The organism is Acinetobacter lwoffii (assembly GCF_022809915.1).
Classification (GTDB): domain Bacteria; phylum Pseudomonadota; class Gammaproteobacteria; order Pseudomonadales; family Moraxellaceae; genus Acinetobacter; species Acinetobacter lwoffii_M.
In genome coordinates this window covers 1-14,940 of sequence record NZ_JALGQY010000015.1, presented here as the reverse complement: position 1 = coordinate 14,940, position 14,940 = coordinate 1, and the positions used below count along the sequence as shown (strand labels likewise).

Sequence of the window (14,940 nt, the reverse complement as noted above, 5' to 3'; positions counted from 1 at the left end):
TTTTATTTTCGCAGGATGATGGATTAAGTGCTTGCTTTCACCTGAGGGAATCTAAACGCGATCGCAGCAATCGCAAAAATGGCCAGAATCCAGCAATAGTACACACCACCAATCAGTTCAACCGGCGAGATTTTTGCAATGGAACAGGCCAGTAGTAACTGTGCGCCATAAGGAATTAAACCCTGTACCACGCAAGAGAAAATATCCATCAGTGCCGCAGAACGCTTGGGATCCACCCCGTATTCTTTGGCGACTTCACGCGCCATATCACCAGACAGAATAATCGCCACGGTATTATTGGCCACAAAGATATTCGAAAACACCACCAGAAAACTAATCCCGATTTCACCGGCACGTTGCTGACCGACTTTAAACAGACGAGTCAGGCTATAAATACGCTCGATCAGCCAGCGTAAACCACCTTCACGTTGCATGATCGCCGAGAGGCCACCCAGGAACATCGACAATAACGCCACTTCAAACATGCCGACAAAGCCCTCATAAATGGAAGTATTCAGTTTGAGCAGATCAAATTCAGCTGTGGCAAACAGGCCAAACAAGCCGGAAAGTAGCACGCCAATGGACAGCACAGCCAGAACGTGTAAACGACTAAAGGCCAAAATAAATACGGCGATATAAGGTAAGACCAGAAGCCAGTTAAAATCCCTGTATTCCACTGCATTGCTACTGCCAGTACTCAACACGTAAATCAGAATAGTGACGATCGATGCAGGAACCGCAATCCAGACATTGACCCTGAACTTGTCACGCAGTTGTACGCGTTGGCTGGTGGTCGCCGCAATGGTGGTGTCTGAGATCATGGACAGGTTATCACCAAACATGGCACCACCGACCACTGCACCAATCGCATAAATCACATCGATATCGGTCACCTGGGTGAAACCAAAAGCGATCGGCGCACAGGCCGCAATGGTGCCCATGGAGGTACCCATCGCCGTGGCAATAAAGGCCGAGATCACAAATAACATCGGCAGAATAAATGTAGGTGGAATCACCGACAGGCCCATCTGCACGGTGGCGTCGACGCTGCCAATGGCGCTACTGACGCTGGCAAAAGCACCTGCCAGCATAAACACCATAAACATCAGAATTAAGTTCGGATGACTGGCACCTCTGAGGAATTCCTCAATGCCTTGGTTGAGTTTGCCGCGATACACTAATGCAGCCAAGATAATCGCAGGCAGGGCAGCCACAGGCGCTTTCACCTGATAGAACGCGAACTCGGTTCCGATCAGGGAATGATAGATCCCGCTACCCAAAAATATGGTTAAAAATACAATAAGCGGCAGCAGTGCAATGGCGCGTGCCTGCACTGTAGCCTCAGAATCAGTCTGCATAGGAGATAAAAAAGTAAGAGAATAGGACTAGTATAAAGCAGGTTTTGCAATTTCAGAAAACTTTAAATGAATGCGCTAACATCTGCATTTTTATTAATTTTTATATGATAAAAATAAGTTTATCTAAATATTCAGGATTTTAGGTAATAGCAAAATTAGGCATCTTTGATCATTGTGAAAAAAATCAAAATAATCGTAAATAGACCCTTCCGAATTGTTTTGAAATCTTCGCACAGGAAATGAAGTACTCGAGGTCGGTATCGCAGACTGTTCATTGGACAAAAAATAGCGTTACAATGCGATGTCTTGTATTTCTACATAGTCAATGCCTCAAGTTTGAAACACGTTAAGGAAAATACCTCTCTATGTCACGTTTAGCCACACGATTTGGACAACTTAAATCTCAACAGCGTAAAGCTTTAGTTTCTTATGTCATGGCGGGTGATCCGCATCCAGAAGTCACAGTGCCTTTGCTGCATGAGATAGTGGAAGCGGGTGTCGACGTGATTGAGCTGGGACTTCCTTTCTCGGACCCGATGGCAGATGGGCCGGTGATTGCACTAGCTGCTGAACGTGCTCTGGCAGGTGGAACCAATACCCTGGATGCCCTGCATATGGTGAAAGAATTTCGCTTGAAAGATCGCGAAACACCAGTGGTACTGATGGGTTATCTGAATCCGGTTGAAGTGATTGGCTATGAAAAGTTTGTGGCTTATGCCTATGAATGTGGAGTAGATGGTGTACTGCTGGTAGACTTGCCACCAGAAGAAGCACAAGGTCTGGGTGAAGTACTGGAAAAATATGATATGGATCAGATTTTCCTGCTGGCACCCACTTCAACCGATGCACGTATTCAACACGTAGCGAAACAGGCCAGCGGCTTTATTTACTATGTGTCACTGAAGGGCGTGACCGGTGCAGCAACTTTAGATGTCTCTGAAGCCGCTGCACGCATTCAAAAGATTAAAGCTGTGACTGATGTTCCTGTAGGCGTAGGTTTCGGTATCAGTGATGCTGCATCTGCGAAAGCGATGGGTGTTGCTGCCGATGCAGTTATTGTGGGTAGTGCGTTTGTAAAGCAGTTTGCAACGCTCGCACCAGAACAAGCCGTTATTGCGACGGTGAATAAAGTCAAGGAGCTTCGAGCAGCGCTCGATGAGTTAGTATGAGTCAACAAGTGAAATCAGGCAAAATTCTGAGCCCATCGACCCCATGGACGGAGCGTACTGTTCCGGGCATTCAGGTACCCGATGAGCAAACGGCATATAAAGCGACATTTACCGAGCCTACGATTGAGTGTCCTGAATGTCATGCATTGGTGACCCGTACTGCCATGTCATTTAATGCCTATGTCTGTCCGCAATGTGATGAACATTTGCGTATGAAAGCCCGTGAACGTCTGAACTGGTTCTTTGATCAGGTACAAACAGAATTGGGTCAGGAATTTATAGCCAAAGATCCCCTGAAATTTGTCGATAGTAAAGCCTATCCAGACCGTATGGCGGAAGCGCAAAAGAAAACCGGTGAAACTGAAGCACTGGTGGTAATTCAGGGTTTGCTGAAAGGCGTACCGATGATTGCCTGTGCGTTTGAGTTCGACTTCATGGGCGGTTCTATGGGTACAGTGGTCGGTGACCGCTTTGTTCAGGCGGCAGAACGTGCGATTGAAACCCGTCAGCCCCTGATCTGTTTTGCTGCTTCGGGTGGTGCACGTATGCAGGAAGGCATGTTGTCCCTGATGCAAATGGCGCGCACTTCGGCTGCGATCCAGCGTTTAAAAGAAGCAGGTCTGCCTTATGTCGTGGTACTGACTCATCCAGTGTACGGCGGTGTGACCGCATCATTGGCAATGCTGGGTGATGTACATATTGCTGAACCGAAAGCGATGATTGGCTTCGCCGGTAAACGTGTGATCGAACAAACCGTACGTGAGAAACTGGAAGAACCGTTCCAGCGCGCGGAATACTTGCTTGATCATGGGGTAATCGATCAGATTGTTCACCGTCATGCATTACGTGATACAGTTTATCGTATCGTTACGAAGTTGATGAATTTGCATTGAACACAGCACCCTTAGCAACAGATTCTTTAAACACATGGCTCGATTATTGGAGCCATGTTCACGTTACGGGTATTGATTTAGGTCTGGAACGGGTTATTCCAGTGGCTGAAAAGCTGGGAGTGACACGTCCAGAAGCCAAAGTGCTGACGGTGGCTGGAACCAATGGTAAGGGTTCAACCACCACTACACTAGCCGCGATCCTGAATGCACAAGGCTTCAAGGTCGGGCTATATCAATCCCCCCACGTGTACCGTTTCAATGAACGTGTGAAATTACGCGGCATTGAAGTTGAAGATCAGTTGCTCATTGATGCTTTTGTTCAGGTCGATCAGGCTCGTCGCGAATGCGGTTTGAGCCTATCTTTCTTTGAAGCCACGACACTGGCTGCTTTTGTGATTTTTAAAGATCAATGCTGTGATGTCTGGGTGCTGGAAGTTGGCTTAGGCGGCCGTCTGGATGTGGTCAATGTGGTCAATCCGGATGTGGCGGTGATTACCAATATTGGTCTGGATCATACTGACTGGCTTGGTGACACCATCGAGAAAATTGCTTTTGAAAAGGCCGGAATTATTCGCCCGGATATTCCAGTCGTGTTTGGTGGACAGCAACAGATCCCGCAAGCCATTCTAAATAAAGCTCAAGAATGTAATGCATCTTTGTATGCAATCAACCGTGATTATTTCTATAAAGCCTTTGAAGATGGCCAAAGCTGGGCTTTTGCTTCATCGGGTACGACCTTAAAACTCCCAACAGGTTCGCTGGCACTGGATAATATTTCTACCGCCGTGGCCGCCATTCTGCTGAGCGGATTAAACGTCAGCCAGCAGGCAATTGCACAAGGCATTCAAACGGCAAAATTGCCGGGACGGTTTGAAATCCGTCAAATCCAGAATAAAACCGTGATTTTTGATGCAGGACATAACCCGCATGGGGTGGAATTTCTGCTGAAACAATTACGAGATTATTTAAATTACAATCAAAAATATAATGAAGTCATTTGTGTATTTTCAATGCTGGCAGATAAAGATATAAATTCTGTCGTCAAGTTATTGAAAGACAAGGTTCAATTGTGGAAAATTGCACCATTATTCGTCCCACGTGCGGCAGAGGTCACAGTTTTGGCTGATGCTTTAAGCGGTGAGGCGGTAGAACAATTTGACAATGTAAAATTAGCTTTTAAATCAGCACTGGATCAAACAGATAATAATCAGCTGATTTTGGTATGTGGATCATTTCATACCTTAGAAGCGGTATGGGAGTATTTGGAAGAATGTCAATGAATAACAAACAGCGCTGGATGGGCGGTGTTGTTTTACTCGGTGGTGGTGTTTTATTGGCAGCATTACTCCTGAAAGGCCAAGATGAAATCAATCAGGACCGTCAGCAAAATCCGGCACAGGCTGCGGAAGTTGAAAATAAAGAGGCAGGCAATCATTCGCTCGGTTCTTTGACGGTCGATGTAGAAACAGAAAAGCGTTTACTTGAACAGCAACGCCGTGATCGCGAAAAAGCGGTTGCAGAACAGGAGGCGCGTGCAGCCGAATTTTTAGCGATGCAACAGCAGGCTGAAGCAGATGCTGCACGTAAAGCGGCTGAAGAATATGCTGCCCTGAATGCACACCGCCTAGGACAGCAAAGTTCCGATAATATTCCACCAGAACTGGTGGAAGATGAACAGGCCAAGCAGAAACGTCTGGCTGAAGAGAAAGCGGTGCAAGAAAAAAAGTTAGCCCAGCAGCAGCTGGTACAACAAAAAGCCAATAGTTCTACTGACGCAGCCAAGAAAGAAGCAGAGCGTAAAGCTGCTGAAAGTAAAGCCGCTGAAGAAAAACGCAAGTTAGAGCAACAGCAAAAAGCCGAAGCAGAACGTAAGGCGGCTGAAGCAAAACGTAAAACCGAGGAAGAGCGTAAAGCGGCTGAAAAGAAAGAAGCTGAACGTAAAGCTGCCGAGGAAAAACGTAAAGCTGACGAAAAACGTAAAGCTGAAGAAGCCAAGAAAAAGGCTACAGCCGAAGAAGCCAAGAAGAAAGCAGAAGCTGAGCAGGCGCGTAAGTTACTGGAAGGTGAAGAGGACAAGCAATGGATGGTACAGGTGGCACTGGCAGCGAATGAAGCCAATGCGGATGCTGTAGCAGCCAAACTGCGTGCCAAAGGTTATAAGGTCACCAAAAGCTCAACTTCTAAAGGTGTACGCATCATGGTGGGGCCGTCCAAAGACCGTGAGACTGCAGATGCACTTCGTAAGAAAATTGCGTCTGATGCCAGCCTGAATATGAAATCAGCTTGGGTGAATGACTGGGTGCCGCTGGATAAGCGTTAATTCTTTGTATTAATCAAAGTTTCTGTAGATGGATTCTTGAGTTGCTCGCGAATCCATTTTACATTTTCAGGCGTGAATAACTTTTCGATATTGCTCCAAATGGCATGAAAGCCATAACCGCCATGTTTCATTTCCTGTAGCGCCTGCTCAATCGGCCAATGTTCAAAAATAATTCGGTACATGGCGACACTTGCACCAGTGCGGTCTGAACCGTGATAACAATGCAGGAGCACCTTTTGGTGATTTTGTTGTGCTTGCTGAATCAGTAGCATAATTTTCAATAAATCTTCCCGATCAATTGCCCAGGTATGTATGGGTACATGATGTAGCTGAAAGTTTTCATTGCTCAAAACAAAGCTGTCTTGATCCCGTGAACGTAAATTAATAACCACATTGATTTGATGCTGCTTTAATAAAGGAATGAGTTCAGTTGAAGGCTGCTCACTACGATAAACAAAATTGCTGATTTGATGAAAATTATGATTCTGATGAATGGGCTGTCCCCAATGCTGAGGACGTTGAGGTTCAGGCAGGGCAGGCGTAGTCATACAACCTGTGGTTAGGAGGTAGCCACTCATGAGAATTGGAAATATGCAGATTTTCATACAGAGCGTAGATGTTGTTTTTGTTATTTCAAGTTTAAAGTGAATACGAGATTTTGAATATAAAAAAGCCTATCCGAAGACAGGCTGTATCAACAAATCGAATCCGTGGCACGTCAATGTCGTATTCGATAAAGCATAAAATGTGGAAAATAGAGTTTCTCTTATCCTTTACTTCGCTTGTCTTTCGCAAAATTAAAAAGGAGTCCTTTTAATTTTGCTCAGGATGGGGCGTGAGGCGTAAATAAGGTTTAACCGCGGTATAACCTTTTGGAAAACGTTGCTTGATTTCCTCCTCATCCTTCAATGAAGGGACAATCACCACATCATCACCGTGCTGCCAGTTCGCAGGCGTGGCCACTTTATGTTTATCGGTGAGTTGAAGTGAATCCACCACACGCAAGATTTCATGGAAATTACGACCGGTCGATGCAGGATAAGTAATAATCAAACGGACTTTTTTGTTGGGATCAATGACCACTAAAGAACGAACTGTTAGCGTTTCGCTGGCATTCGGATGAATAAAGTCATACAGCTCAGAAACTTTGCGATCCTGATCGGCAATGATCGGGAAATTCACCGTGGTGTTTTGGGTTTCATTGATATCTTTAATCCAGCCATGATGCGATTCGACATCATCGACCGACAGGGCAATGGCTTTAACACCACGTTTTGTAAACTCATCTTTAAGTTTTGCAGTATAGCCAAGCTCAGTCGTACATACCGGTGTATAGTCGGCAGGGTGTGAAAATAAAATGCCCCAGCTATCACCCAGAAAATCATAAAAATTAATAAGGCCTTCACTGGATTGCTGTTCAAAATTCGGTGCGGTATCGCCTAAACGTAAACTCATCTTTTTAGCCTCAATTTGTCTTTTAATGTCGAGATAGGATTTAATATGAATCAAATTTTTTATGATTAAAAATAGTGTTTTTTGCTTTCTTTATGAGTAAATTGCATAAGTGGGATATCCATCTATCCAGAAGCGCAAAAATCAGTCACTTAATTGACTATGTTGCACAGGGAAAATTTGCTACATTACTTTGCCTTAGATCTTAGGGCTAGAACTAAGGATCAGATTTTTTTAGCGGTTTTACAGCAAAACCCTTGTAGTTCAAATTTCTAGCACCATAATAACGACTAAGAACATATTCATTTGACAAGCAAGATTTAGAGAGTCTATTCATGTTGGCAAGTCTGATCGGAGGAATCTTCGGTACCAAAAATGAGCGCGAACTCAAACGCATGCGTAAAATCGTAGACAAGATTAATGTGCTCGAGCCGACGATATCTACCCTTAGCGATGCAGACTTATCTGCAAAAACTGAAGAATTCAAACAACGATATAATAAGGGTGAAACCCTCGATAAATTACTGCCTGAAGCATTTGCAGTCTGTCGTGAAGCCGCGAAGCGGGTGATGGGCATGCGTCATTATGACGTGCAGCTGATCGGTGGTATTACCTTGCACGAAGGCAAAATCGCAGAAATGCGTACCGGTGAAGGTAAAACCCTGATGGGTACTTTGGCCTGCTATCTGAATGCTTTGAGTGGCCAAGGTGTACATGTCATTACCGTGAACGACTACCTGGCGCAACGTGATGCCGAGTTGAACCGTCCATTATTCGAATTTTTGGGTCTAAGCATCGGCATTATTTATTCCATGCAAAATCCGATGGAAAAAGCGCAAGCTTATCGTGCCGATATTACGTATGGCACCAATAACGAATTTGGCTTTGACTACTTGCGTGACAACATGGTGTTCTCGCTGGCTGAGAAAAAGCAGCGTGGTTTGACCTATGCGATTATTGATGAGGTCGATTCGATCCTGATTGATGAAGCACGTACCCCGTTGATTATTTCTGGTCAAAGTGAAGATTCTTCACAGCTTTATGCAGCCATCAATAATATTCCACCAAAATTACAGGCACAGAAAGAAGAGAAAGTGCCGGATGGCGGTCACTTCTGGATTGATGAAAAACAGCGTTCAGTTGAAATTACTGAAGTGGGTTTTGAAACCATTGAAAGTGAACTGATTGAGATGGGCTTGCTGGCAGAAGGCGAGAGTTTGTATTCAGCGTCGAACCTGAACCTGTTGCATCATGTCACTGCAGCGATCCGTGCCCATTATCTCTATCAACGCAATGTGCAATACATCATCAACGATGGTGAAGTGATTATTGTCGATGAAAATACCGGTCGTACCATGCCGGGACGTCGCTGGTCTGAAGGTTTGCATCAAGCCGTAGAAGCCAAAGAGGGTCTGGAAATCCAGCCGGAAAACCAGACTCTGGCAACCACAACCTTCCAGAACTATTTCCGTCTGTATAAAAAATTATCCGGTATGACCGGTACTGCTGATACTGAAGCAGCGGAAATGAAAGAAATTTATGGTCTGGATGTGGTGCTGATTCCGACCCACCGTCCAATGATTCGTCAAGACCATAACGATTTAATTTATTTAAATCGTGAAGGGAAATATAACGCGATTATTCAAGAAATTCAGCGTGTGCATGAAGCGGGTGTTGCGCCAATTCTGATCGGTACAGCAACCATTGAAGCCTCTGAGATTCTGTCGGATAAGCTAAAAGCGGCAGGTATCACGCATGAAGTATTGAATGCCAAACAGCATGAACGTGAAGCGGATATTATCGCGCAAGCCGGTGCGCCGCGTGCAGTGACCATTGCTACTAACATGGCGGGTCGTGGTACCGACATTTTGTTGGGTGGTAACTGGAAAGCCTTGCTGGCCAAAATTGAAAACCCGACAGCTGAAGATGAAGCGCGTCTGAAAGCAGAATGGGATGTTAGTCACCAATCTGTTCTAGATTCGGGCGGTTTGCATATTATCGGTTCTGAACGTCATGAATCACGCCGTATCGATAACCAGCTGCGTGGTCGTTCTGGTCGTCAGGGTGACCCGGGTGTATCACGCTTCTATCTGTCACTTGAAGATGACTTGATGCGTATTTTCGCCGGAGATCGTGTGGTTGGCATGATGCGTGCCATGGGCTTGCAGGAAGATGAAGCAATTGAGCACAAAATGGTGTCTCGCTCGATTGAAAATGCGCAGCGTAAAGTGGAAGCACGTAACTTCGATATTCGTAAGAACTTGCTGAAATACGATGACGTGAATAACGAACAGCGTAAGATTATTTATAGTCAGCGTGATGACATTCTGGCAGAAAATTCACTGCAGGATTATATTGAAGAAATGATCCGTGAAGTGATGCAGGGTGTGATCGCCAACTATATTCCACCTGAATCGATTCATGACCAGTGGGATATTGAAGGCCTGGAACTGGCGCTGCGTGAAGATCTTTCGATGGATCTTCCTATTGGACAATGGCTGGAACAGGACCGTCGTCTGGATGAAGAAGCCTTGGTGGTCCGCATTACCGACGAAGTGCTGAACCGCTACCGTTCACGTCGTGAACAAATGGGCGAGGAATCTGCAGCATCGCTTGAACGCCACTTTATGCTGAATTCTCTGGACCGTCATTGGAAAGAGCATCTGGCGGCTATGGATTACTTGCGTCAAGGTATTCATTTACGTGGTTATGCGCAGAAGAATCCAGAGCAGGAATATAAAAAAGAAGCTTATAACCTGTTTGTAAACATGCTCGGTACGATCAAGTCAGATGTCGTGACAGATCTGTCGCGCATCCACGTACCGACACCTGAAGAGCTGGCGGAAATGGAAGCACAGCAGCAGGCACAGGCTGAGGCAATGCGTTTGCAGTTATCTCATGAAGAGTTTGACGGTTTGCTGGCAGGCGAACATGAAAACACTACTGAACAAAATGCTCAGGCAAATTCGGTGGCGCCAGTCTTTGAAGCACCGGCAAGTCGTAATGCGCCTTGTCCATGTGGTTCAGGCCTGAAATATAAACAATGTCATGGCAAGATCTAAACGCTATTAAAAATCAGAGCCCCATGGCTCTGATTTTTTTATGTATGAAGATTTTTCAGAAATTGAATACTGTTTGCAGTCTTAGGAATTAAATGCTATTTAATGGCTCATTCAACACCTCAAAGTGGAATAACCTGAATGAAAAAAGTATTAAAAACGCTCATAATTGCCGCTTTGGCAACGCCTGCCTTAAGTTTTGCACAAACTGCAGCGACCACAACAATTGATAAAGTTCAGCAAGCGGTGGGTACGACTACTGCTCAAGTACAACGTACCGATGCACAAGTGACTGTGGCAAGCCCACGTACCGGCATCCGTTATACCTTTGCCAATCAGAATCGTCCGATTGTATTGCAGACCGCTGCGATTGCAGCTGCTAATGCGGCAAATGCAGACCGTATTGTTGCTACTAATCCTGCACTTTCTAGTGCAAGTCAACAACAAGCGAAACAGGCTTTACTAAGCGAATCTGGACAACTTGCACAAAATTAAAAATATCTTAATTTTAAAAACGTAGAAACCAGTCTTGATGACTGGTTTTTTATTGTGAAAACCCATAACAAATCTCAGGCTGGCTCAGGCTTTGGCTCGATTTTTTGTTGCAGATCAACTAAGCTGTATTTTTCTAAAACTTCAATATTGGACTTTAAAATGGCAGTTGGTGACGTATCTATGCCACAGATGCATGTGGTGAAAGGGGTTAAAATTGGTTCGGCTGAAGCCTATGTGCGCTATCAGAACCGACGTGACCTGGTGATATTTGAACTGGCTGCAGGCTCCAATGTTGCTGGGGTGTTTACCCAGAATGCCTTTTGTGCAGCACCTGTGCATGTATCCAAAGCACATTTGCAAGCGGGAAATCCACGTTACCTGGTAATCAATACCGGCAATGCCAATGCAGGAACAGGTCCTATAGGCATGGCAAATGCAGAAGCCACTTGTGCCAAGTTAGCTGAACTTGCAGGCGTACAGGCTGCTGAAGTGTTGCCATTCTCGACTGGTGTGATTGGTGAGCAGCTTCCAATGGAGCGTTTGCTTACAGGTTTACAGCCTGCGCTGGATTCATTGCGTGATGATGCCTGGGGCGATGCAGCGACTGGAATCATGACCACAGATACCACTCCGAAAGGAGCGTCAGAACAGTTCGAGCTGGATGGTGTGACTTATACCATGACCGGTATTTCCAAAGGTGCAGGCATGATTCGCCCGAATATGGCGACCATGCTGGGCTATGTTGCGACGGATGCACCGATCAGCCGTGAACTGGTTCAACAGTTATTAACTGAAACAGTCAATGTATCGTTTAACCGTATTACAATTGATGGCGATACCTCAACTAATGACTCGTGTATTTTTATTGCCACAGGTCAGGCCGGTGGTGCTGAAATCACTTCGACTGAAGATCCACGTTATGCAGTGGTGCTAGACGTATTGACACGTACCATGAAACGCCTTGCGCAACTGATTGTACGTGATGGTGAAGGTGCGACTAAATTCATTACCGTGACTGTAGAAGGTGGTGGCAATACTCAAGAGTGCTGCGATATTGCCTATAGCATTGCGCATTCACCGCTGGTCAAAACCGCAATCTTTGCTTCTGACCCAAACTGGGGCCGTATTCTGGCAGCGATTGGTTATGCCGGTGTGCCAAATTTAGACGTTGCAAAAATTCAGGTTTGGTTAGATGATGTACAAATCTGCAAAGATGGTGGTGCGGCAGCAGACTATACTGAAGCAGCCGGTGCACGTGTGATGGCCCAGGCTGAAATGACGATTCGTGTTGATCTTGGACGAGGTCAGGCAAAAGATACGGTTTATACCTGTGACCTGTCGTATGATTACGTAAAAATCAATGCAGATTATCGCTCATAATTCAGATTGTTTCTAAAGCCTCCGTTGTGGGGCTTTTTTTATACTTAATGATTTTTAATGACTGGTCAAAAATAGCATTTCGCCAGAGATGACCGGGATGTAGGGTGAAAGGTTCATTGAATAGTGAACCATGAGGGTAGAGTAAGAGTTGTTATGAATGATGCGACCAAATTAATAGCCAATGAAGCTAAATCGATTGTGCAGGCGCATTTAGATCGTTTAGGTGTTCCACAAGAACATCAAATGAGCCAGCAGGAAAAATTGGACAAATTTGCACAGATCAAGGCAGAGCTGGAAAAACAGGATGCTGTTTTGGTGGCGCATTATTATTGTGATCCTGAAGTGCAAGAACTGGCTGAACTGACGGGGGGCTGTGTTTCCGATTCACTGGAAATGGCGCGTTTTGGTCGCGATCATCCAGCTTCAACGCTTGTGGTAGCTGGTGTGAAATTTATGGGCGAAACCTCTAAAATTCTTTCACCCAATAAAACCGTGCTGATGCCAACTTTGGAAGCGACCTGTTCACTGGACTTAGGTTGTCCTGCCGATGAGTTTACCGCTTTTTGCGATGCGCACCCGGATCATACCGTGGTGGTTTATGCCAACACGTCAGCGGCCGTGAAAGCCCGAGCCGATTGGGTCGTCACTTCAAGTTGTGCAGTGGAAATTATCGAACATCTGGACAGTCTGGGCGAAAAAATCATCTGGGCACCCGATCAGCATCTGGGTCGTTATATCCAGAAAAAAACCGGTGCAGAGATGTTGCTCTGGGATGGCGCCTGTATCGTGCATGAAGAATTCCGTTCACGCGGTATTGCCAATATGAAAGCGCTCTATCCAGATGCGGCAGTTCTGGTACATCCCGAATCACCGATGTCTGTGGTCGAGATTGCCGATGCGGTGGGTAGTACCTCACAATTAATTAAAGCAGCACTAACTTTGCCAAATCAGCGTTTAATCGTAGCTACTGATCGCGGTATTTTTTATAAAATGCAGCAGGCAGTGCCGGATAAAATTCTGATTGAAGCACCAACCGCAGGAGAGGGGGCAACTTGTCGTTCTTGTGCGCATTGTCCTTGGATGGCCATGAACGAGCTGGATGGTATCTTGCATGTGTTACAGCATAAAGATCAGGAAGTGCATGTCGATCCGGTACTTGCTGAACGAGCTAAACTGCCTCTAGATCGCATGCTGAACTTTAGTGCCGGACTAAAACGTTAAAATTTGTATAAAAAATGTCTGAAGCGATTGATAAATAAACGCTTGAAGCGTTTTTTCAGTTTTTTTTAAATATAGGTGTTGACGTCTCCGGGCGTCGCGCCTAGAATGCACACCGTACCGAACGATGTTCGATACGAAAGCTGAGATGAATCGGAGCATAGCACAGCCTGGTAGTGCACCTGGTTTGGGACCAGGGGGTCGTAGGTTCGAATCCTACTGCTCCGACCAATTCTTCAAGGCAAATGATGTTTGCATCAGTAACGCGCTTGTAGCTCAGTTGGATAGAGCATCCGCCTTCTAAGCGGATGGTCACAGGTTCGAATCCTGTCAGGCGCGCCATTTGGTCGCTTGATGTTAAGAATCAAAATGATGGTGGATGTAGCTCAGTTGGTAGAGCCCTGGATTGTGATTCCAGTTGTCGCGGGTTCGAATCCCGTCATTCACCCCAACTTTTAAAGTTGAAATCGGAGCATAGCACAGCCTGGTAGTGCACCTGGTTTGGGACCAGGGGGTCGTAGGTTCGAATCCTACTGCTCCGACCAATTCTTCAAGGCAAATGATGTTTGCATCAGTAACGCGCTTGTAGCTCAGTTGGATAGAGCATCCGCCTTCTAAGCGGATGGTCACAGGTTCGAATCCTGTCAGGCGCGCCATTTGGTCGCTTGATGTTAAGAATCAAAATGATGGTGGATGTAGCTCAGTTGGTAGAGCCCTGGATTGTGATTCCAGTTGTCGCGGGTTCGAATCCCGTCATTCACCCCAACTTTTAAAGTTGAAATCGGAGCATAGCACAGCCTGGTAGTGCACCTGGTTTGGGACCAGGGGGTCGTAGGTTCGAATCCTACTGCTCCGACCATCTCCTTCAAGATGGTCGAGATAAAAGATACCGCGTTAAGCGGTTTTTTTATGCCTGAAATTCAATGTGAATAAAAAATATACAATTGTTATCGGTTGCTATCATGATGAATGCTCGAATCCCTATTAAATTATTTTTCATCTAATAAAACTGTGCATTGAAGATTGCTTTCTTCTCGCATTGCTTCACTCTTAATTTTAATCATTCAACAATTTAACCAGAGTTTATCTATAGAGTGATTATCTTGTTGAATGGAATTTTAATGGATGGATGAGGATTATATTTTTAAAATGGGTAAGGGATTCCATAGTAAATCTATTTTATTAACTCATCTGTTGTGTTTGATCTGAAATAAAGACAATAAAAAATTTTTAGATAGATATAGCAATTAAATTAACTAGAAATACCCATTGATAAGTAAATAAACTACTTTAAAACATCAATAATTGAATAAATTTTGAGTGAAAAATAGAAAAACCTGTATTTTTTGTAGAATAAATAAACAGTCGTGATGATTTTTCTGAATTATTTAAAAATAGGGGTTGCAAGGGCTCTGAAATGCTGTAGAATGCACATCCATCGGCGGTGATGAAGATTAAAACTTCTGATAAAACAGTGACTTAGTTAAGTTTAATTGAGTTGGGTTTTATTTGATAAGTTTAAAAATAATCTGAATTACTGGTTGACTTTCTAGAGATAGAGAGTAATATAGCCGACCTAGCTTGCTGGTGACGAAT

The 14,940-nt window shown here is 44.9% G+C and carries 11 protein-coding genes and 7 tRNA genes; 15 read left to right on the top strand and 3 right to left on the bottom strand.

Annotated elements, in window-relative coordinates; translation table 11 throughout:
- Window positions 1-23: 23 nt before the first annotated feature.
- Window positions 24-1,358, bottom strand: a complete 1,335-nt coding sequence (locus MTX11_RS09315) for a Na+/H+ antiporter NhaC family protein (protein ID WP_243474957.1) — start codon at window positions 1,356-1,358, stop codon at window positions 24-26.
- Between the two features lie 365 nt (window positions 1,359-1,723).
- On the opposite strand from MTX11_RS09315, the gene trpA reads away from it, so the two are divergent.
- The 4 genes from trpA to MTX11_RS09295 are packed head-to-tail and all read left to right on the top strand — an operon-like array spanning window position 1,724 to window position 5,740.
- A complete protein-coding gene (gene trpA / locus MTX11_RS09310) occupies window positions 1,724-2,527 on the top strand; it encodes a tryptophan synthase subunit alpha (RefSeq protein ID WP_243474956.1) in 804 nt (267 codons plus the stop codon).
- Entirely contained in the window at window positions 2,524-3,420 is an 897-nt protein-coding gene (accD, locus tag MTX11_RS09305; RefSeq protein WP_004733767.1) for an acetyl-CoA carboxylase, carboxyltransferase subunit beta, read from the top strand. Before trpA ends, accD begins: the two co-directional genes overlap by 4 nt.
- Entirely contained in the window at window positions 3,417-4,700 is a 1,284-nt protein-coding gene (gene folC / locus MTX11_RS09300) for a bifunctional tetrahydrofolate synthase/dihydrofolate synthase (RefSeq protein WP_243474955.1), read from the top strand. The genes accD and folC overlap by 4 nt, the downstream gene beginning before the upstream one ends.
- Entirely contained in the window at window positions 4,697-5,740 is a 1,044-nt protein-coding gene (locus MTX11_RS09295; protein ID WP_004733771.1) for an SPOR domain-containing protein, read from the top strand. Before folC ends, MTX11_RS09295 begins: the two co-directional genes overlap by 4 nt.
- Here the strand turns inward: MTX11_RS09295 and MTX11_RS09290 are convergent.
- Both MTX11_RS09290 and MTX11_RS09285 read right to left on the bottom strand, forming a co-directional pair.
- On the bottom strand, window positions 5,737-6,345 hold the full coding sequence (locus MTX11_RS09290; RefSeq protein WP_005263670.1) for a dual specificity protein phosphatase family protein: 609 nt from the start codon (window positions 6,343-6,345) through the stop codon (window positions 5,737-5,739). The two genes, MTX11_RS09295 and MTX11_RS09290, sit on opposite strands and share 4 nt — an antisense overlap.
- A 208-nt stretch (window positions 6,346-6,553) precedes the next feature.
- Window positions 6,554-7,195, bottom strand: a complete 642-nt coding sequence (locus tag MTX11_RS09285; protein ID WP_243474954.1) for a peroxiredoxin — start codon at window positions 7,193-7,195, stop codon at window positions 6,554-6,556.
- 332 nt (window positions 7,196-7,527) lie between these two features.
- Here MTX11_RS09285 and secA point away from each other — a divergent pair, with 332 nt between their 5' ends.
- The 11 genes from secA to MTX11_RS09230 all read left to right on the top strand — a co-directional run bounded on the left by secA (window position 7,528) and on the right by MTX11_RS09230 (window position 14,203).
- Window positions 7,528-10,254 carry a preprotein translocase subunit SecA gene (gene secA, locus MTX11_RS09280; RefSeq protein WP_243474953.1) on the top strand — a complete coding sequence of 909 codons (2,727 nt, stop codon included), beginning with the start codon at window positions 7,528-7,530 and terminating at the stop codon, window positions 10,252-10,254.
- Between the two features lie 138 nt (window positions 10,255-10,392).
- Complete coding sequence (locus tag MTX11_RS09275) at window positions 10,393-10,746, top strand: hypothetical protein (RefSeq protein WP_005106111.1); 354 nt, start codon at window positions 10,393-10,395, stop codon at window positions 10,744-10,746.
- Between the two features lie 159 nt (window positions 10,747-10,905).
- The gene (gene argJ, locus MTX11_RS09270; protein ID WP_005248020.1) at window positions 10,906-12,126 is read left to right on the top strand and encodes a bifunctional glutamate N-acetyltransferase/amino-acid acetyltransferase ArgJ; all 1,221 of its coding nucleotides are present in this window, start codon (window positions 10,906-10,908) and stop codon (window positions 12,124-12,126) included.
- 153 nt (window positions 12,127-12,279) lie between these two features.
- Window positions 12,280-13,347, top strand: a complete 1,068-nt coding sequence (gene nadA / locus MTX11_RS09265) for a quinolinate synthase NadA (RefSeq protein WP_243474952.1) — start codon at window positions 12,280-12,282, stop codon at window positions 13,345-13,347.
- A 151-nt stretch (window positions 13,348-13,498) separates the two neighbouring features.
- Window positions 13,499-13,575: transfer RNA gene (locus MTX11_RS09260), tRNA-Pro, on the top strand.
- Between the two features lie 34 nt (window positions 13,576-13,609).
- Window positions 13,610-13,686: transfer RNA gene (locus MTX11_RS09255), tRNA-Arg, on the top strand.
- A 33-nt stretch (window positions 13,687-13,719) separates the two neighbouring features.
- Window positions 13,720-13,795: transfer RNA gene (locus MTX11_RS09250), tRNA-His, on the top strand.
- Window positions 13,796-13,812: 17 nt separating this feature from the next.
- Window positions 13,813-13,889 (top strand) — tRNA-Pro (locus MTX11_RS09245).
- Between the two features lie 34 nt (window positions 13,890-13,923).
- Window positions 13,924-14,000, top strand: a tRNA-Arg gene (locus tag MTX11_RS09240).
- Window positions 14,001-14,033: 33 nt separating this feature from the next.
- Window positions 14,034-14,109, top strand: a tRNA-His gene (locus MTX11_RS09235).
- Between the two features lie 17 nt (window positions 14,110-14,126).
- Window positions 14,127-14,203: transfer RNA gene (locus tag MTX11_RS09230), tRNA-Pro, on the top strand.
- The last annotated feature ends 737 nt before the right edge of the window (window positions 14,204-14,940 follow it).